At 65.6% G+C, this 17,957-nt stretch carries 15 protein-coding genes; 8 read left to right on the plus strand and 7 right to left on the minus strand.

Annotation, left to right across the window (positions count from 1 at the left end):
- Window positions 1-601 precede the first annotated feature (601 nt).
- Complete coding sequence (locus ACFFJ7_RS03795; protein ID WP_246375050.1) at window positions 602-2,491, plus strand: heavy metal translocating P-type ATPase; 1,890 nt, start codon at window positions 602-604, stop codon at window positions 2,489-2,491.
- Window positions 2,492-2,519: 28 nt separating this feature from the next.
- On the opposite strand, the gene ACFFJ7_RS03800 is transcribed toward ACFFJ7_RS03795, so the two are convergent.
- Together ACFFJ7_RS03800 and ACFFJ7_RS03805 are read right to left on the minus strand one after the other, a co-directional pair.
- Window positions 2,520-3,017 carry a cytochrome b gene (locus tag ACFFJ7_RS03800; protein WP_183754361.1) on the minus strand — a complete coding sequence of 166 codons (498 nt, stop codon included), beginning with the start codon at window positions 3,015-3,017 and terminating at the stop codon, window positions 2,520-2,522.
- 61 nt (window positions 3,018-3,078) lie between these two features.
- Entirely contained in the window at window positions 3,079-3,417 is a 339-nt protein-coding gene (locus tag ACFFJ7_RS03805) for a PepSY domain-containing protein (protein WP_183754359.1), read from the minus strand.
- A gap of 141 nt (window positions 3,418-3,558) precedes the next feature.
- On the opposite strand from ACFFJ7_RS03805, the gene ACFFJ7_RS03810 reads away from it, so the two are divergent.
- A complete protein-coding gene (locus ACFFJ7_RS03810) occupies window positions 3,559-4,218 on the plus strand; it encodes a response regulator (protein ID WP_183754358.1) in 660 nt (219 codons plus the stop codon).
- A complete protein-coding gene (locus ACFFJ7_RS03815) occupies window positions 4,215-5,585 on the plus strand; it encodes an ATP-binding protein (RefSeq protein WP_183754356.1) in 1,371 nt (456 codons plus the stop codon). Before ACFFJ7_RS03810 ends, ACFFJ7_RS03815 begins: the two co-directional genes overlap by 4 nt.
- Here the strand turns inward: ACFFJ7_RS03815 and chrA are convergent.
- Both chrA and ACFFJ7_RS03825 read right to left on the minus strand, forming a co-directional pair.
- Window positions 5,570-6,967: a chromate efflux transporter gene (chrA, locus tag ACFFJ7_RS03820; RefSeq protein ID WP_183754354.1), complete on the minus strand. Its 1,398-nt coding sequence runs from the start codon at window positions 6,965-6,967 to the stop codon at window positions 5,570-5,572. The two genes, ACFFJ7_RS03815 and chrA, sit on opposite strands and share 16 nt — an antisense overlap.
- Window positions 6,968-6,978: 11 nt before the next feature.
- A complete protein-coding gene (locus ACFFJ7_RS03825; protein WP_183754352.1) occupies window positions 6,979-7,797 on the minus strand; it encodes a chromate resistance protein ChrB domain-containing protein in 819 nt (272 codons plus the stop codon).
- Between the two features lie 300 nt (window positions 7,798-8,097).
- Between ACFFJ7_RS03825 and ACFFJ7_RS03830 the strand changes: the two genes are divergently transcribed.
- From ACFFJ7_RS03830 to ACFFJ7_RS03850, 5 genes are all read left to right on the plus strand, one after another.
- Window positions 8,098-8,532 carry a hypothetical protein gene (locus tag ACFFJ7_RS03830; RefSeq protein WP_377590805.1) on the plus strand — a complete coding sequence of 145 codons (435 nt, stop codon included), beginning with the start codon at window positions 8,098-8,100 and terminating at the stop codon, window positions 8,530-8,532.
- 108 nt (window positions 8,533-8,640) lie between these two features.
- Complete coding sequence (locus ACFFJ7_RS03835) at window positions 8,641-10,107, plus strand: multicopper oxidase family protein (protein ID WP_377590806.1); 1,467 nt, start codon at window positions 8,641-8,643, stop codon at window positions 10,105-10,107.
- Window positions 10,108-10,246: 139 nt separating this feature from the next.
- On the plus strand, window positions 10,247-12,328 hold the full coding sequence (locus ACFFJ7_RS03840; protein WP_377590807.1) for a copper-translocating P-type ATPase: 2,082 nt from the start codon (window positions 10,247-10,249) through the stop codon (window positions 12,326-12,328).
- Between the two features lie 501 nt (window positions 12,329-12,829).
- Window positions 12,830-14,017 carry an acyl-CoA dehydrogenase family protein gene (locus tag ACFFJ7_RS03845; RefSeq protein ID WP_377590808.1) on the plus strand — a complete coding sequence of 396 codons (1,188 nt, stop codon included), beginning with the start codon at window positions 12,830-12,832 and terminating at the stop codon, window positions 14,015-14,017.
- A 256-nt stretch (window positions 14,018-14,273) separates the two neighbouring features.
- Window positions 14,274-15,140, plus strand: a complete 867-nt coding sequence (locus tag ACFFJ7_RS03850; RefSeq protein ID WP_377590809.1) for a metalloregulator ArsR/SmtB family transcription factor — start codon at window positions 14,274-14,276, stop codon at window positions 15,138-15,140.
- A 96-nt stretch (window positions 15,141-15,236) separates the two neighbouring features.
- On the opposite strand, the gene pstB is transcribed toward ACFFJ7_RS03850, so the two are convergent.
- From pstB to pstC, 3 genes are read right to left on the minus strand one after another with little or no spacing between them, the layout of a single operon-like run.
- Window positions 15,237-16,085, minus strand: a complete 849-nt coding sequence (gene pstB / locus ACFFJ7_RS03855) for a phosphate ABC transporter ATP-binding protein PstB (protein ID WP_183754340.1) — start codon at window positions 16,083-16,085, stop codon at window positions 15,237-15,239.
- A gap of 22 nt (window positions 16,086-16,107) precedes the next feature.
- Window positions 16,108-17,058, minus strand: coding sequence for a phosphate ABC transporter permease PstA (gene pstA, locus ACFFJ7_RS03860; protein ID WP_183754337.1), 951 nt, complete (start codon window positions 17,056-17,058; stop codon window positions 16,108-16,110).
- Entirely contained in the window at window positions 17,058-17,924 is an 867-nt protein-coding gene (gene pstC / locus ACFFJ7_RS03865) for a phosphate ABC transporter permease subunit PstC (protein ID WP_377590810.1), read from the minus strand. Before pstC ends, pstA begins: the two co-directional genes overlap by 1 nt.
- Between the last annotated feature and the right edge of the window lie 33 nt (window positions 17,925-17,957).

The raw sequence follows: 17,957 nt of genomic DNA on the forward strand, positions 1-17,957 counted from the left end.
GCGGAGGGCCAGCGCGCCTACGTGACGAATGCGGGCGACGACACCGTATCGACCGTCGATCTGCAGGCACGCAAGGCGGTTGCAGCCGCGGCAACAGGCGAATCTCCGCACGGGTTGCGCCTGAGCCCGAACGGGAAGTCCCTCCTATGTCGCCAATGTCCGGGACGGCACGGTATCGGTCATCGACACGGGTTCGCTGACGGAGGTCGACGGGATCGTGGCGAGCGCCGCTCCCGTGCAGGTCGGTTTCACGCCCGATGGCAGCCGCGTCTACGTCTCGCTGCGTGGCGAGAACAGGGTTACCGTCATCAATACCACGCAGCGGTAGGTCGTTGCCCGCATCGATGTCGGGCGCCAGCCTATCCAGGTCCATGCCACCCCGGACGGCCGTTTCGTCTATGCCGCCAATCAGGGCACCGCGGCCGAGCCGGACGACACCGTGTCGGTCAGCCGGCGTAGCTGACGCCGGAAAGGCCGAGCGAGCCGGCGATACACGTCGCGCCGCCTGACAGGCTGGAAGCGCCCGCGTTCAGGCTGGTGTCAGGAAACTCCCCCACTCGTCGCGGGGCCGTTGTCGGCGCCGCAGAGCGGGGGAGATGCATTGCACGTCGATCTTTCGTCCGACCGTCTGACGACGGCGCTGACCGTCGCCACCGTGGCGGGGATGGCGCTTGCCGCCTTCAACGCTTTCGGCATTCCGGGAGTCTGGGGGTCGGCGGGCGTCGCCCTGGTCTATCTCGCCGGCGGGCTGCCGGCCGGGGCGCGGGCGCTGTCGGCGCTGTGGCGCGAGAAGATCCTCGATATCGACCTGCTGATGGTGATCGCGGCGCTTGCCGCCGCCGCCGTGGGTGCGGCGCTGGAGGGCGCGGTGCTGCTGACGCTGTTCAGCATCTCCACCACGCTCGAACACCGCGCCATGGGCCGGGCGCGGCGCGCCGTCGAGGCGCTGATGGCGCTGCGTCCCGATACCGCCCTGCGGCGCGAACCGGACGGCACGGTGACCGAGGTGCCGGCGGCGGCGCTCGCCCCGGGCGATGTCGTGATGCTGCGGCCCGGCGCGCGCGTGCCGGTGGACGGCGTGATCCTCGACGGCGAGGGATCGCTGGACGAGGCCACGATCACCGGCGAATCGATGCCCGTCCACAAGCGCCCCGGCGCCAAGGTGTTCGAGGCCACGGTCAACCTCAACGGCGTGCTGGCGGTGGAGGTGGCGCGCTCCATCGCCGACAGCACCGTGGCGCGGATGATCGCTCTGGTGACGGAGGCGCAGGCCGCCCGCGCGCCGTCGGAACGGTTCAGCGAGTGGTTCGGCCAACGCTACACCGTGGCGGTGCTGGCTGGCTCGGCGCTCGCTTTCGCGGCCTTCGCCTGGCTCGGCTGGCCGATGCGGGACGCGCTCTACCGCGCCGCGACGCTGCTGGTGGCGGCAAGCCCCTGCGCCATCGTGATCTCCGTTCCCGCCGCGATCCTGTCGGCGCTCGCGTCCGCTGCGCGCGGCGGCGTGCTGTTCAAGGGCGGCGCGGCGCTGGAGACGCTCGCCGAAGTCGACACCTTCGCCTTCGACAAGACCGGCACGCTCACCACCGGCAAGGCCGAGGTGACGAGGATCGTTGCCCGCGACGACGATGCGGCGTTCCTGGCGCTGCTGGCGGGGCTGGAGGCGCAGTCGGAGCACCCCGTCGCCGAGGCGATCCGCCGCCATACACAGGCGCGCGGCGTCGTTCCGACGACCATGCGCGACGTGCAGTCCATCCCGAGCGAGGGCATCGTCGGGGCCGACACCGAGGGCACGCTGTGGGCCGGCAACCTGCGCATGGCGGCACGGATGGGCGCGCCGGCGGACACGCCTGAGTTCTCACGCTTCGCCGAGAGCGCCCAGACGGTCGTCTATCTCGGGCGCGGCAGCCAGGTGCTCGGCGCCGTCAGCGTCGCTGACCGGCCGCGCGAGACGTCCGCCGCCGGGCTTGCCGCGCTCAAGGCCGAAGGCGTCACGACCATCGTCATGATGACCGGCGACCGCCGCGCGGTCGGGCTGCGCATGGGCGCCGCACTCGGCTTCGCACCCGCCGACATCCATGCCGATCTGCTGCCGCAGGATAAGGTGCGGCTCGTCGGCGAACTGACGGGCCGCGGCCGGGTGGCCTTCGTCGGCGACGGCGTGAACGACGCCGCCGCGCTGGCGCGGGCCGATGTCGGCATCGCCATGGGGGCCGCCGGCAGCGAGGTGGCACTTCAGGCTGCCGACATTGCGCTGCTGTCGGACGACATGCAGCGGCTCGCCGCCGCCCGCAGGCTGGCTCGCCGAACCCGGCGGATCATCCGGCAGAACCTCGCCTTCGCCATGGGAGCGATGGCGGTGCTGGTGGCATCGAGCCTGTTCCTCGACCTGCCGCTGCCGCTCGCGGTGCTCGGCCACGAGGGTGGCACGGTGCTGGTGGTGCTGAACGGGCTGCGGCTCCTCGCCGACCCGATCCGCAGCGACCGGGGCTGAACGCCTCGCCCCGGCCGCGCGAGCGATGTCAGCTCCTTTGCGGAACCAGCATCCGCCGCAATGTCCCGTCGTGGAGCCAGAAGGCGTGGAAGAGCGCGCCGGCTGCATGCAGGACGATGAGGATGATGAAGATGGGCTTGAAGATTTCGTGCAGGTCTCCCCACGGTTCGCCGACGTAGAAGCCGAGCAGCCCGGTGACCGGTGCGAGCACGAGCAGCACGTAAAAGAGATGATGCGTGCCCGCCGCAACCCTGGTCAGGATGCCCTCGCCGATCGGCGCCGGCGCGCCGCGAGCGATACGCAGCGCAAGACGCAGCGCCACAAGGGCGAGTACCGCGATTCCGACCCAGTAATGGGCGTTCCCCAACGCCGCGTCGGTGGCGGACATCGCCTTGCCCTCCTCGGCTGCATCAATCACTTCCTTCATGCTTTCGCCGAAGATGAGCTGGAAGAGCACCAGTGCGGCGATGAGCCAGTGGAGCGCGATCTGCGCAGACGAATAGTCGATGGGTCTCGAAGCAGACATCGTGGGTTCTCCTGAATGGGTTGTCGATGGACGATCCCCTTGGGGATCGCTTCCCTGTCGATTAGCGGGGCGCGGCGAGCGATCCGGAGACGGTCGCGGCGTCAAGATCCGCAAGGCCGCCGCCGGGGGCGAATTCCACCTCGATCCGGCGCAGTGTCAGCGTGTCCGGCTGAAGCTGCGCCTCGATGCGGTTGCCGCGCGCATCGACGGCGTCGATCCTGTAGCAGCCGTCATCGGTGCGGATCCGCCGCACCTGCCAGCCCAGCGCCTCGGCCGCCTGGCCCGCCGACTCGCGCGGCTGCCAGCGCGCCATCGGCACGCGACAACCGTCGTCGGCCCGCGCTGCGCCGGCGCCGATGCCGACGAAGGCCAGCGCCGCGAGCAGAACATGTCGTTTCATCCCTCCACTCCTCTTTATAATCATTCAATGTTACGACGATATATGGTTCTGCTGACGCGGGGCTGAACGTCGCACTCCGCGGCATTCAGCCCCGCGTCAGCTTGTGGGCCGACCATCGCCGGGACAGGTGAAAGACAGGTCATGCGCATCCTTCTGGTCGAGGACGACCGTGGCATCGGAGACGCCGTGCGCGCCCAGATGGCCGCCGAGGGCCACACGCCCGACTGGGTGTCGACGCTCGCCAATGCGCGCGCCTGCGCCGAGACCGTGGCCTATGACCTGATCCTGCTCGACCTGATGCTGCCCGACGGCGGCGGCCTCGACTTCCTGCGGGCGCTGCGCCGGGGCGGCTCGGTGACGCCGGTCATCATCCTGACCGCGCGCGACCGCATCACCGAGCGCATCGAGGGGCTGAACGCGGGAGCTGACGACTATCTGGTCAAGCCCTTCGACCTCGCCGAGCTTTCCGCCCGCGTCGGTGCGGTAGCACGCCGCTATGCGGGCAATCCCAACCCGCTGATCCGGCTCGGCCCGCTCGCCATCGACCTCGCCGCCCGCAGCGTCACTGGTCCGCGCGGCGAGATCGGGCTGAGCCAACGGGAATGGGCCATCTTCGAGACCCTGTTGCAGCGCCCCGGCATCGTCGTGCCAAAATCCCGGCTCGAGGAACGGCTCTATTCCTTCGACGCGGAAGTGGAGAGCAACACGATCGAGGTCTACGTCAGCCGTCTGCGCCGCAAGCTCGGGCGGGCCAGTATCGAGACGCTGCGCGGCCTCGGCTATCGGCTGGGGCGCGGATGAGTGCGCCCGAAATCGCCAGTCCCGCCGGCCGCCCCCCCAGCCTGCGCCGCGACCTGGCGGTGGGGCTGTCGCTCGGGCTGTCGTTGTTCTGGCTGCTGGCGATGATCACGGCGGGGTTCGTCGTCCGCCACGAGCTGGAGGAAATCTTCGATGCCGCCCTGCGCCAGACGGCCGAGCGCATCCTGCCGCTCGCGGTCATCGAGCAGATCAACGCGGAAGACGCGCCCACCTCGCGGCAGATCTCGGCGCTCGGGCCGCCGATGACGGGGCAGATCACCTATGTCCTGCGCGGGCGCGACGGCAGGATCGCGCTGTTCTCGGACGACGCCGATCTCGCAGTCTTCGCGCAACCGTTGGCCGAAGGCTTCCACACCGTGAACGACCACCGCATCTACGCGCGCTCGGCCGTGTCGGGCGCCTACCGGATCGAGGTGGCCGAACCGTTTTCCTATCGGCGCGAGGCGCGGCTTGACACCATAGGCTCGATGTTCCTGCCGCTCATCCTGCTGCTGCCGGCAAGCTTTATCGGCATCGGCCTCTTCACCCGTGCGCGGCTGGCGCCCATAGCGGCGCTCTCCGTCGAGGTGGCGGGGCGCGACGCCTCCGATCTTTCGCCATTGACCACGCCCGGCTTGCAGCTCGAACTGGTGCCGATCCGCACCGCCGTGGACCGGCTGATGGCCCGGCTTTCCCGCACGCTGGACGCCGAACGCAGCTTCACCGCCAATGCCGCGCACGAGCTGCGCACGCCGGTGGCTGCCGTGCTTGCGCAGACGCAGCGGCTCGTCGCCGAGGCCCCGGAGGGACCGCTGCGCCAGCGTGCGCAGGGGATCGAGGCCGAGCTGAAGCGTGTCGCACGCCTGGCGGAAAAGCTGCTTCACCTGTCGCGCGCGGAAGGCGGCGGCGTGCTGGCCGACATTGCAAGCGACATGGCGCCGATCCTGTCGATGGTGGCGGAAGACTTTGTTCGCGCGGGGCACGGCGAGCGTCTGCGGCTCAGCCTGCCGGAGGACGGCGCAAGCTCGCGGATCGACCCCGACGCCTTCGCCATCCTCGCCCGCAACCTGATCGAGAACGCGCTGATCCACGGCGATTCCGCCAAGCCGGTCGAGGTGACGCTCGCACCCGACGGCGGGCTGACCGTTAGCAACGCAGGCCCCGTCATCCCGCCGGAAGTTCTCTCGCGCCTCACTGCCCGGTTCGAGCGGGCGGGAAGCATCAGCGGGGGCTCGGGGCTGGGCCTAGCCATCGCCGCCGCCATCACTAGAGGAACCGGCGCGACGCTGACCCTGACTTCGCCAGCGCCCGGCAGAAGCGACGGCTTCGAGGCGCGTTTCCGGCCGGCTGGCCGTCACGCCAGCCAGTAGCCGATGATCAATCCCGCCGCCGCGCTGGCGACAAGCGTCGTGATCATGCCGACCCTGAACCACAGCATGGCGACCATCGCGGCGGCGGCGAGCACGGCCGCGCGCCAGTTGACCGAGGAAAGGACCGGCACATAGGGGCTGGCGCCGAGGACGTCGACCCTCTGCACCGCGTCGAAGACGACATGCAGCGCAAACCACAGCGCGAGGTTCATGATCACGCCGACCACGACGGCGGTGATCGCCGACAGCGCCGCCGAGATCGCCCTGTTGCCGCGCAGCGCCTCGACATAGGGCGCGCCGAGAAAGATCCACAAAAAGCACGGCGCAAACGTCACCCAGGTGGTCAGCAGCGCGCCCAGCGCCCCGGCGAGGAGCGGATCGAGGGCGCCCGGCGCGCGCCAGGCGGCGAGGAAGCCGACGAACTGCAGCACCAGGATCAGCGGCCCCGGCGTGGTTTCGGCAAGGCCGAGCCCGTCGACCATCTCGCCGGTGGAGAGCCAGCCGTAGCCGTCGACCGCTGCCTGCGCGACATAGGCGAGCACCGCATAGGCGCCGCCGAAGCTGACCACCGCGATCGCGCTGAAGAAGGCGCCAAGCTGCGTCCAGACGCTGGACGAGCCCGTCAGCAGCCACAGCAGCAGCACCGGCCCGAGCCAGATCGGCAGCCACAGCGCCAGCACCTTGAGGAAGCCCGCCGACGACGGATCGGCGTGGGTGAGTTCCCCGCGCGCAAACATCCCGTCGACCACGCCCGCGTCGTCCGCCGCACTCCCCTTCGCGCCGTGCCCCTTGGCAACGAAGAGCTGCGGCATGGCGCGGCTGCCGAGCCAGCCCGTGAGGGCGGCAATCGCAATGAGAAGCGGGAACGGGATACGAAACGCGTAGATGCCGATGAAGGCCGCGACCGCGATCGCGACCAGCGCGGGGCTGGCGAGCGCCCGCCGGCCGATCCGCAGCACGGCGTCGATGACGACGGCCAGCACCGCCGCCTTTACGCCGAGGAACATGGCATCGACGAACGGCAGTTCCCGGAAGAAGACATAGAGCAGGCTGAGGCCCAGCATGACCAGCGCGCCGGGAAGCACGAACAGCACCCCGGCGACCACTCCGCCCCAGGTGCGATGCAGCAGCCAGCCGATGTAGATGGCGAGCTGCTGTGCCTCGGGGCCTGGCAGCAGCATGCAGTAGTTGAGGGCGTGCAGGAAACGCTGCTCGCCGGTCCATCGCCGGTCCTCGACCAGTTCCTTGTGCATCAGCGCGATCTGGCCGGCCGGCCCGCCGAAGCTGAGCAGGCCGATCTTAGCCCACACCCGCGTCGCCTCGGCGAAGGTCGGGACGGCCGGCGCGGCGACGGCTTCATCCGTCGTGACAGTGATTGTCATAGCGACCTCCGTTATGCCGGCTTCTTGGTGGAAGGCCAGTTGTGCGTTTCCTCGGTGGCATCCCGGCTCCAGCGATAGAGGGCGTCGTAGAGCAGCAGACCCGCCTCGAGCTGTTCGAGATCGTCGCGGAACATGCGGGAGAGGCCGAGCGAGGCGGCGAGAAGGCCGGCGGCCTCCGGCACGAGATCGAGCCGCGCCGTGTCCGCCGCGCGCACGATCGCCGCCAGACGGCCGAGCGGTTCGGAGACGAGCCCGAATTCCTCCAGCATGACGTCGAAGGTGCAGCGCTCGCCCCGGTGACTCCAGAACACCCCGTCGATATCGAAGGGTGTTGCGCCGAAGCGTTCGGCGACCGCCGTCACCTCCGGCGCGCCGACGTAGAGGAACACGGCGTTCGGATCGATGAAGCGGCGGATGAGCCAGGGGCAGGCGACGCGGTCGACCTTGGGCCGCGCCCGCGTGACCCACACGGTCCGTCCGGCGTCGTCGCGCGGCGGCAGCCTGTCGGGCCTGACGAGGAGCCCACCGGCGGCGCGCCAAGCGTCGAAACCGCCTTCGAGCGTTTCCGCTCTGGCGCCTTCGTGGAGCAGCCAGGCGGTCACGGCCTGGGCGAAATCCCGCCCCCTGCCGTCGACCACGACGACGTGGCGGCCGGCTAATTCGCAGGCCCAGGCCGCGACACGCGAAGCGTCGCGGCTCAGGGCAGCAGGCAGGAAGCGCGGGTCGGCATCGACGTCCGCCTGCACGCGGACATCGACGATGACCGGCGCGGTCGGCAGGCCGGCAAGACGGGAAAGCTGCGGTACGGTGATTTCGGTATGAGACGGCATGAACGTCCATTCCTCTTTCAGGGAACATGGACGCGATGTTTAGGCTGCCGCCTCACGGGGTAATCGCGATCAACCCCTTGCACCGGAAATTACTCGCAGACCGGTGGTTGCGCAAGGGCTAGGAAAGCGCCTCCGAACGATTTTCGCCCGCGCGGGGATACGCGATACCTGCAGACATGCAGGCCCACCGCATATCGCTTCCTGCCGGCGAGGCGCTGTTATCCGAGGGCGGATCGTGTTGTCTTGATATCGGCTTTCCTTGACAGGAAGCCGACGCGCCGGTTATTGAGGCGCAACCGGATGGTTTGCTACAAGCGGCAAACCATGTGGCGGAAAGTGAGCTGGCGGATGGCCGTTTGGTACACGCTTTCACGGATGCGCTTGCTGCCAGCCCTGCTGGTTGCTGTCGCGTTGTTTGCTGCGCCGTTGGCTCATGCCATGCCGGTACCGTGCCACAGCCAGACCGTTCAGGTACCGGCGCAAGACGGCGTTGGGAATCAACATCAAGCCGCCGTATCCGTTCATAAGATCCATACCGGAAACGGTCAGTTACACGCGGCTGATTATAAGGTATGCTGCAGCTTCGCCTGCGGCGTGTGCGCCGTCGTGGCCGGTGCAGCGGATGCGAGCACTTTCGTTCCGGCTTCCGTCAGGCAATATTACGGATGGGCCGACCAGATTTCCCTTGGCCTGTCGGTCTTGCCCTTGCTGACTCCTCCCCGATCCATGGTCTGAAGCCGTCAGGACGCCGCTCTCCGGCGTCATGTGGATGATTGTGCGCCGCAAGGGCGCGCATAGATCAATTCGCCGACCACCGTGTCGGCATGGAAACGGGTTCCCAACATGAATCGTCGTGACTTCCTCACGCGGCTGACGGCCGGCGCGGTAGCGCTCGCGTCGCCGACCGCCATGTCCCTTCCCGGCCTTGCCCGGGCGCAAACCGCCAGCCCGGCCTCTCCGGCTGAAGACGAAACGCGCCAGCTCGCCGTCATCACCCGTACGCTCGACATCAACGGCAGGGCCGCGCGTGTCTTCGGGCTCGCACAGCCCGACGGAACGCAGGGGCTGACTCTCGACGCAGGCGGCAGCTTCGACGTGACGCTCACCAACCGGGCCAATGCACCGACGTTGATCCACTGGCACGGTCTGACGCCGCCGTGGGAACAGGACGGCGTGCCGGACAACCCGGCTGCCCTGCTGCAACCGGCCGAAACCCGCCGTTACAGCTTTCCGGCGGGCGCCGGCGGCACCCACTGGATGCATGCCCATACGCTGCAGGAGCAGGCCGCCCCGCTGATCGTACGCACCGCCGCCGACCGCGCGCGGGACGAGCAGGAAGTCGTGATCCTGCTGCACGACTTCTCTTTCACACCGGCGGAGGAACTTCTCAATCGGCTGCAGAATGCCACGGGTAGCGGGCGCGGCCAGCACGGCGCCGCCATGAGCCAATCCGCGATGCACGGGTCTGCAGCGCACGGAGCCGCCGGAGGACACGGCACAATGCCGATACCGGTGATGGACCTCAACGACATCGAGTACGACGCCTATCTCGCCAACGACCGCACGCTCGACGATCCGGAAGTCGTGCACGTGGAGAGGGGCGGCCGGATACGGCTGCGCATCATCAACGGCGCGACGGCGACCGCCTTCACCATCGACACCGGCGGCCTCGGCGGGACCCTGATCGCTGTCGACGGGCAGGACGTGCGGCCAATTGTGGGCAACGCCTTTCCGCTGTCGATGGGCCAGCGCGTCGACATCCGGCTGCAACTGCCGCAAGGCGGAGGCGCGTGGCCGATCCTCGCCCTGCGCGAGGGCGCCGTCGAGCGCGCCGGCATCATCCTCGCCACGCCCGGCGCGCCGGTCCGAAAGATCCCGGTGCATGGCGCGGTTGCCGGGCCGGTTCTCGATCTCGATCTCGAAAGGCAGTTGTCGGCGACAGCACCGCTCGCGCACCGCGCGCCGGACCGCCGTTACACCCTCGCCCTCACTGGTGACATGGCGGGTTACGTCTGGGGTTTCGGTAGCGGCGACGCCCTCACAGCCGCCCACGGCGAGCGGATCGCGGTGACGCTTGTCAACACATCGATGATGGCGCACCCGATGCACTTGCACGGCCACCATTTCCAGGTGACCGGCATCGACGGCAGGGCCATCCGCGGTGCGGTGCGCGACACGGTGCTGGCGCCACCGCATGCCCGTGTGACCGTCGTCTTCGACGCCGACAACCCCGGCCGCTGGCCGCTCCACTGCCACCATCTCTATCACATGGCCGCGGGAATGATGGCATTCGTCGACTACGCCGCCTGAAACCGCCATCGCTGGTGAAAACGGCGGCACGGGCGGAGTTCGCCGCCGCTTGGGAAAGCTACGCCCGCAGCGTGCCCGCCTTCATTCCCCGGATCGCTCGTTCCGGAGCAAACAACACCTATCCCGGAGATTTCAGACGATGACCGATCACAAGTCCCACGCCAGCCATCATGACCATCACGGCGGCCATGCGCATCACCATCCTGACGGCAACTCCGTCGTCGCGGCAGCCGGCTCCACCCATTCCGCGCACGGCGGCCATGACCACGCTGCCATGATCGCCGACTTCCGGCGCCGGTTCTGGATCTCGCTGGTGCTGACGCCGCCGGTCCTGCTGCTGTCGCCGATGATCCAGCACTGGCTGGGGCTTGGCGATGCGCTGGCCTTCCCGGGCAGCGGGCTCGTGCTCTTCGCGCTCTCCACCATCGTCTATGTCTATGGCGGCTGGCCCTTCCTGACCGGGTTCACCTCGGAACTGCGCGACCGGCAGCCGGGCATGATGACCCTGATCGCGCTGGCGATCTCGGCCGCCTATTTTTACTCCGTCGCCGTCACCTTCGGCCTTCCCGGCGAGTCCTTCTATTGGGAGCTCGCGACGCTGATCACCATCATGCTGCTCGGCCACTGGCTGGAGATGCGCTCGGTGATGGGGGCCTCGCGCGCCCTGGAGGAGCTGGTCAGGCTGCTGCCGGACACCGCCACGAAGATCGGCGCGGATGGTGCAACGCAGGATGTGCCGATTTCCGCTCTCCAGCCCGGCGACCGCGTGCTCATCCGCCCCGGCGCCAAGGTGCCGGTGGACGGAAAGATCATCGAGGGCGTGAGTTCGTTCAACGAGGCGATGCTGACCGGCGAATCGCGGCCGGTCTCCAAGGCGGTAGGGGCAAGCGCCATCGGCGGGGCGATCAACGGCGAAGGCTCGGTGACGATCGAGGTCACAGCCACCGGCGACAAGACCTATCTCGCGCAGGTCATCACGCTCGTGAAAGAGGCGCAGGCCAGCCGCTCGCGCACGCAGGATATCGCCAACCGCGCCGCGGCCTGGTTGACCTATATCGCGTTGACGGTGGGCATCGGCACGCTGGTCGTCTGGCTCGCCCTCGGCGCCCCCTTCCAGTTCGCCATCGAGCGTATGGTGACGGTGATGGTGATCGCCTGCCCGCATGCGCTCGGCCTCGCCGTGCCGCTGGTCGTAGCGGTCAGCACCTCGCTCAGCGCCGGCAACGGGCTCCTGATCCGCGACCGGGCCGCCTTCGAGAGGGCACGCAACCTGAATGCGGTGGTCTTCGACAAGACCGGCACCCTCACCGAAGGCCGGTTCGGGGTCAGCGACGTCGTGCTCCTGGCGGGGGATGAGGCTGAGGCGCTGCGCTACGCCGCCGCCGCCGAGAGCCGGTCCGAGCATCCGATCGCCCATGGCATCCTGGCCGAGGCTAAGAGAAGGGGTCTTGTACCGCCGCCAGCCGGCGACGTGCGCAACATCACCGGTGAAGGGATCGCGGCGACGGTGGGCGGCGAGGACGTGCGCATCGTCAGCCCCGGCCATCTGGCGCGGCAGGGCAATCCTGTGGGCGGGGAACGTCTCAAGCAGCTTGAGGCGCAGGGCAAGACCGTTGTCGTGCTGGTCCGAGGCGGTGTCCCGCAGGCGCTGCTCGCGCTGGCCGACATCGTGCGCCCCGAATCCCGGGAAGCCATCGCGGAACTGAAGCGGCTGGGCGTCAATTCGGTGATGCTGACCGGCGACGCCGCGGGCGTGGCCAAGGCCGTGTCGGAAGATCTCGGCATCGCCAAGTATTTCGCCGAGGTTCTGCCTGATCAGAAATCGGCCAAGATCAAGGAGCTTCAGGCCCGCGGGCTCAAGGTCGCCATGGTGGGCGACGGTGTCAACGACGCGCCGGCGCTGGTGCAGGCTGATCTCGGTGTCGCCATCGGCGCCGGGACCGACGTGGCCGTGGAATCAGCGGATATCGTTTTGGTTCGGAGCGATCCGCGCGATGTTGCAGCGATCTTGGGTCTGTCGCGCGCTACTTACAGAAAAATGGTGCAGAACCTGATTTGGGCAACCGCCTATAACGTCATTGCCATTCCAATGGCGGCGGGCATTACTTTCGGCACCGGCTTTCTCATGACGCCAGCCGTTGGCGCGATCTTCATGTCCGCGAGCACGATCATCGTCGCAATCAACGCACAATTGCTACGATTCTACCGGACCGGCAATTGACAACCGGCAACAAGAAATCGCGCAGAGACCAGGGTGTTTTTCATACCCAGTCCATGCACGATTTATCGCCAATTCTATACTGCAGATGGCGCACTACAGGTGTCGAAAATTTGGCGTGCGTGAAAGCACTTAATCGGACAATCCTATCCATGAGCGGTCCAGGTCTCGGCGCAGAAGCAAGGCTCATAGACTAGCAGGAGGCTGCTATCGAGTGACGCAAACGTGCGTCGGTACACGCGGCGCGGCAAAGGTAATGATGCCTTCCTCTGCCTCTTATATGGCGAGACCAATCTATAGACGTTGGGCATGCTCCCTTTCAGGGGCGTCCCACGAGCCTCTCCGGAGAATCGCATAGCTATTTCCATAGAATTCTAGATTTTTTATAAACTATATGTAATTTATGAGAATCGTACAAACGTCGAAATGCTTGGAAAGGAGACCGGAACTGCTCCGCATTCCATTCATTGCGATTCATCGTCAAACAAGTCGCGACTGCTCTTTATGAGGTACCTCTCCATGAACAGCCCGGTGAATCATCCGCTAAATGCCTCTGGCAGCCACCTCGTCTCGCGAGCGCGGGAGATTGCCAGTCTTGCCCGTGAGCACGCCGTCGCCGCGGAGAATGCTCGGGTCCTGGCGCGAGAGGTGGTAGACGCAATCGGGGCTGCCGACCTGTTCAGGCTAGCAGTGCCTGCCGTGTATGGCGGACCCGAGGCAGATCCCGTGACCTATGTCGACGCGATAGCAGCTCTGTCGGAGGGGGACGCGGCTGCCGGATGGTACGCTGCTGTTTCATCTACGACATCCGTGCTCGCATGGTATCTGCAGCCCGAGGCGGTCCGAGAAATCTACGTTGCCAATCCGGCGTCTCTCACAGGGGGCTCGTTCGCCCCGACGGGGCGCGGCTCATGGGTTGACGGAAGGCTGCGGGTCGATGAGGGGCGGTGGCCGTGGGGATCTTGTGGCCTTCAAGCAGACTGGATGACTGGTGGGGTTCTCGACGGCGACCGTCTCTTCATCATCTTCCTCCCCCGCGGCGATTTTGAGCCGCATGATACATGGCATGCGTTCGGTCTAAAGGCGACGGCTTCAAATGATTTTTCGGTTCGCAAGGGAGCCATCGTTCCCGGGCACCGTATCCTTGAGTTCGGCAAGGGCTTCGTTCCTGCCGTCGATAGCGCCCTTGCCCGTTTTCCGGGCTTCGTCTACATCGCCGCTGCCTATGCTGCAGTACTGCTAGGGAACGCGCGGGGGGCCATCCATGAACTCGTTGATCTGGCTAGGCACAAGGTTCCGACTGGTAGCGAGGCGACACTTGCTGAAACTCCGTTGACGCAACTGACGGTTGCTCAATCCGAAGCTAGGCTTCTTGCAGCCTCCGCATTCGTACGCGAATCTTTGGCCAGCATATGGGAAACCATTCAGGCTGGCGATCCAGCGACAGTAGACCAGAGGACGACCGCCCGCCTCGCCATCAGCCACGCTGCTCAGGAAGCCTCGAAGGTGGTTGACGCCTTGTATACGCTAGGCGGCGCCACCTCGACATTCTTAGCGAATCCGCTCCAGAAGCGACTCAGGGACGCCCATGTCGCCACCCAGCATCTGTTGGTATCGGAGAAATTTTTCCTAATTCACGGACAACAGCGGCTCGGCTTCGCTATCGACGAGAAGGTTATCGCCACACTCTGATGCGATGCAGAGCGACTACCCCGGTCGGGCGCGAGGCCAAAGCCCTGAGTGCATCGATCGCCGATCGCACTTTCTTCGTGGAAATCTCGTTCTCGCGTTGCTCCAGCACGGTGTTCAGCTAAAATAGCTTGTAGCGGTGCATCTCATTGAACATGCTGGTTCTACAACCTGAGCCGATTGCGTATCGTCCGTTTTCTTGAGGGTGTTGCTGCACGCGCCGGCGAGATATTCTGATCGCGCTCATTTGTGGAGGTACTTGCGTTCGGCATATTATTTCGATAAATCTCGACGCATGGAAAAACACATAATCGTCGAGGCTTTTGCAGCCATCGCGCAAGCTACACGACTGGATGCGTTGCGCCTGCTCCTGGATCGCCGGGAGACGGGAGTGCCGGCGGGCGACGTCGCGAAGCTGCTCGACGTGCCGCAGAATACCATGTCGGCCCATCTTGCGGTGCTGAAGCGGGCCGGCCTCGTTCGTACCGAACGGCACGGAACGACGATCATCTACCGGCCGGACACCGAGCGGGTCTGGCAACTCGTCGATTTTCTGGTCACAGACTTTGCGGCTCTCGCGGCGACCACGGACAGGTCCATTTCAACAGCCGTCATTCCGCGGGCTGGCGCTGCACCCGACCCCGTATACAACGTCTTGTTTCTCTGTACGGGCAACTCCGTGCGGTCGATCCTCGCGGAGAGCGTTTTGAACCGCGATGGCGGGGGGCGATTCCGTGCTTTCTCTGCCGGTAACAAGCCACGAGGCGAGATTCACCCGACCACCATCGCAACTTTGGCAGAACTCGATTATCCGACTGAGGGATTGCGTTCGAAGAGCTGGGACGAATTCGCGAGCCCCGAAGCTCCCATCATGGATTTCGTATTCACGCTCTGCGACAGCGCGGCGGGTGAGGAATGCCCGGTCTGGCCAGGGCGCCCGCTGACGGCCCACTGGGGCATCGAAGACCCCTCCATCGTCGGAGAGGCTGATTTTCGGCAAGCCGCCGCATTCCGCCAGGCGGCAGGTTACATCCGAAATCGTGTCGCCGCGTTCATCAGCCTCCCGCTGGATTCGCTCGACCGGATGTCCCTTCGCGACAAGCTCCGGACGATCGGCAGTTTGTAAGGCACCGCGGCTTCTTGTCTTGCGTGACGATGCAGGCTCGCGCCTCGCGCGTCGTAGCGAATCATGCCGCGAGATTCACCGCTCCCTCCCGTCGCCTCAACCGAACCGCCCGGTGATATACTGCTGGGTCCGCTCGTGGCGCGGATTGGTGAAAAATTCCTTGGTCGCGTTGAACTCGGTCATTTCGCCCAGGTGCATGTAGGCCGTGTAGCTCGATATGCGTGCAGCCTGCTGCATGTTGTGGGTGACGATGACGATCGTGTAGTGCTGCTGGAGCTCGTCGATCAGTTCCTCTATACGCGCGGTCGCGATAGGGTCGAGCGCGGACGTGGGCTCATCGAAAAGAATGATTTCCGGATTGGGCGCGAGCGTCCGGGCGATGCAAAGGCGCTGCTGCTGCCCACCCGAAAGGCCGTAGGCGGAATCGTGCAGACGGTCCTTGACCTCGTTCCAGAGCGCCGCGCCCCTGAGTGCCTCTTCCACCCGCTCGTCAAGCACGGATTTGCGATTGATGCCTCTAACCCGAAGCCCCGCCGCCACGTTTTCGTAGATCGATTTCGGAAAGGGATTGGGTTTTTGGAATACCATGCCGATGCGAAGCCGGATCAGTATCGCGTCGGTTTGCGGCCCGACCACGTTCCTTCCCTCCGGCAAGAGCGTAATCTCGCCATCATAGCGGTTTCCCGGATACAGATCGTGCATGCGATTGAACGAGCGCAGCAAGGTGCTCTTGCCGCATCCGGAAGGACCGATGAGCGCTGTAACCTCCCGGTCGGCGATCGGCAGGTTGACCGATTTCAGAGCGAGGAAGTCGCCATACCAGAAGGACAAGTTGCGAACTTCGGCCCGGAGTTTTTCCGGGCGGACTAGGATACCGCCGATGCCGCCAGATTCGGTCTCCCCGGCAATCGGCTTCTGAAAGGTGGGAGCGGGCGTTTCGACCATATGTTCAAGTCCTGTCCTTGGTTCAGAGGCCAATCCGGCGACGCAGCCTGAAGCGGATCCAGATCGCAATGGCATTCATGCCAAGAGTCATGATGAGGAGTACGACACCCGTGGCGGCGGCGTTGACGTGGAAGGCAGCCTGCGGGCGCGAGATCCAGTTGAACATCTGGATCGGCATCACGGTGAAGGGCGCGTGCAACCAGTCAAAGTTGACGAAGGGAAAATCTGGCTGAACCGGCGCCGGCGGCAGAAAGGCAATGAAGGTCAGCGCGCCGATGGTGATGATCGGCGCCGTTTCGCCGATCGCACGCGACAGGCCGACTATCGCTCCGGTCAGGATACCGGGCCGGGCTGCCGGCAGGATGTAGTGCCACATGGTCTGCCACTTGTCCGCCCCGATCCCGTAAGCCCCTTCCCGAATCATTTGCGGAATGCTGCGGACGGCTTCGCGCGTTGCGACGATGACGATCGGCAGGATGAGAAGGGCAAGCACCATGCCGGCAACCATGACCGACCGGCCAAGCCCGGCCAGGTAGACGAAGAAGCCGAGCGCCAGCAGACCGTAAATGATCGAAGGAACGCCGGCGAGGTTGGTGACGTTGATCTCGATGATGTCGGTCAACCAGTTTTTCGGCGCATATTCCTCGAGGTAGAGACCGGCGGCGATACCGAGCGGGATGGCGAGCATGGCAGTGACGAACATGACGAGGCATGTGCCGACCCATGCGGAAAGGATGCCGGATCGTTCGGGGCGCCGGGAAGGAAAATCGGTCAGGAAAGCCATGTCTATTCTGGAAAAGCCATCCACGAATAGATCGGCGATCAACGCCAGCAGGAACGCCATGGCCACGAAGAGAATGAAAAGACCGAGGCCGGCGAAGATGGCATCCCTTCGGCGTGCCCTGCCTACCAGAACGATTTCGTCCTGCTCGGATGAGGCCGTGGTGGCCCGTGTGAGAATTTCGGAGGTCATCAGTACGCTTCCCGGAAGCGTCGGCGCAGGAAGAAACCGACGATATTGAAGAAGAGCGTCAGCAGGAACAACGCAAGGCCGGCGGCAAAGATGGTCTGGTACGCCAGTGAACCGTGCGGCAGATCGCCGAGGCTCATCTGCACGATGTAGGATGTGATGGTCGCCGCCCCCTCACGTGGATCAGCAGTCAGGTTCGGGTTCTGCCCGGCCGCAATGGCAAGCACCATGGTCTCCCCTACCGCGCGGGACATGCCGAGCAGATATGCCGCGGTGATGCCGGAGAACGCGCCCGGGATGATCACCTTGAAGGTGGTCTGAAGGCGCGTCATGCCGAGCGCGAATGCGCCCTCGCGCAGCGACGCGGGAACGGCACGCATTGCATCCTCGCTGATCGAGACGATGTAGGGCAGGATCATGATGCCGAGCACGATCCCCGGAACCAGCAGGTTGAACCCGGTCAAGCCCGGAATGAAGGTCTGAAACAGCGGCGTCAGGAACAGCAGGGCGAAATATCCATAGACGACCGTCGGTATGGCGCCGAACAGTTCGAGCATCGGCTTAACGGTTTCGCGCACGGCGGCCGGAGCATATTCGCTGAGATAGACAGCGAGAACGGTTCCGAACGGGATCGCGATGGCGATCGCTATACCCGCAGCCCAAAGCGTCGCGGTCAGCAGCGGCAGGATGCCATAGCGGGGTTGCGCGAAAACGGGGGTCCACTGAGTATCAGTGAGGAATGTCCATAGCGATACTTCGGTAAAAAAGCCCCACGACTCGCTGACGAGGACATAAACGATCGCGGCAGTCACGAACACGGAAAGCGCCGCCGACAGAAAGAGCACGGCGCGCATGCCGAGATCGATCAACCGGCGTCGGCGAAGGAAGGCCTCGGAAGGCCG

It is taken from the genome of Pseudochelatococcus lubricantis, from assembly GCF_042432495.1.
GTDB lineage: Bacteria > Pseudomonadota > Alphaproteobacteria > Rhizobiales > Beijerinckiaceae > Pseudochelatococcus > Pseudochelatococcus lubricantis.

Excerpts from the sequence above, each read along its gene's own strand:
- ACFFJ7_RS03800 (WP_183754361.1), bottom strand. The coding sequence starts at position 3,017 with ATGTCTGCTTCGAGACCCATCGACTATTCGTCTGCGCAGATCGCGCTC.
- ACFFJ7_RS03805 (WP_183754359.1), bottom strand. The coding sequence starts at position 3,417 with ATGAAACGACATGTTCTGCTCGCGGCGCTGGCCTTCGTCGGCATCGGC.
- ACFFJ7_RS03810 (WP_183754358.1), top strand. The coding sequence starts at position 3,559 with ATGCGCATCCTTCTGGTCGAGGACGACCGTGGCATCGGAGACGCCGTG.
- ACFFJ7_RS03815 (WP_183754356.1), top strand. The coding sequence starts at position 4,215 with ATGAGTGCGCCCGAAATCGCCAGTCCCGCCGGCCGCCCCCCCAGCCTG.
- chrA (WP_183754354.1), bottom strand. The coding sequence starts at position 6,967 with ATGACAATCACTGTCACGACGGATGAAGCCGTCGCCGCGCCGGCCGTC.
- ACFFJ7_RS03825 (WP_183754352.1), bottom strand. The coding sequence starts at position 7,797 with ATGCCGTCTCATACCGAAATCACCGTACCGCAGCTTTCCCGTCTTGCC.
- ACFFJ7_RS03830 (WP_377590805.1), top strand. The coding sequence starts at position 8,098 with ATGGTTTGCTACAAGCGGCAAACCATGTGGCGGAAAGTGAGCTGGCGG.
- ACFFJ7_RS03835 (WP_377590806.1), top strand. The coding sequence starts at position 8,641 with ATGAATCGTCGTGACTTCCTCACGCGGCTGACGGCCGGCGCGGTAGCG.
- ACFFJ7_RS03840 (WP_377590807.1), top strand. The coding sequence starts at position 10,247 with ATGACCGATCACAAGTCCCACGCCAGCCATCATGACCATCACGGCGGC.
- ACFFJ7_RS03845 (WP_377590808.1), top strand. The coding sequence starts at position 12,830 with ATGAGGTACCTCTCCATGAACAGCCCGGTGAATCATCCGCTAAATGCC.
- pstB (WP_183754340.1), bottom strand. The coding sequence starts at position 16,085 with ATGGTCGAAACGCCCGCTCCCACCTTTCAGAAGCCGATTGCCGGGGAG.
- pstA (WP_183754337.1), bottom strand. The coding sequence starts at position 17,058 with ATGACCTCCGAAATTCTCACACGGGCCACCACGGCCTCATCCGAGCAG.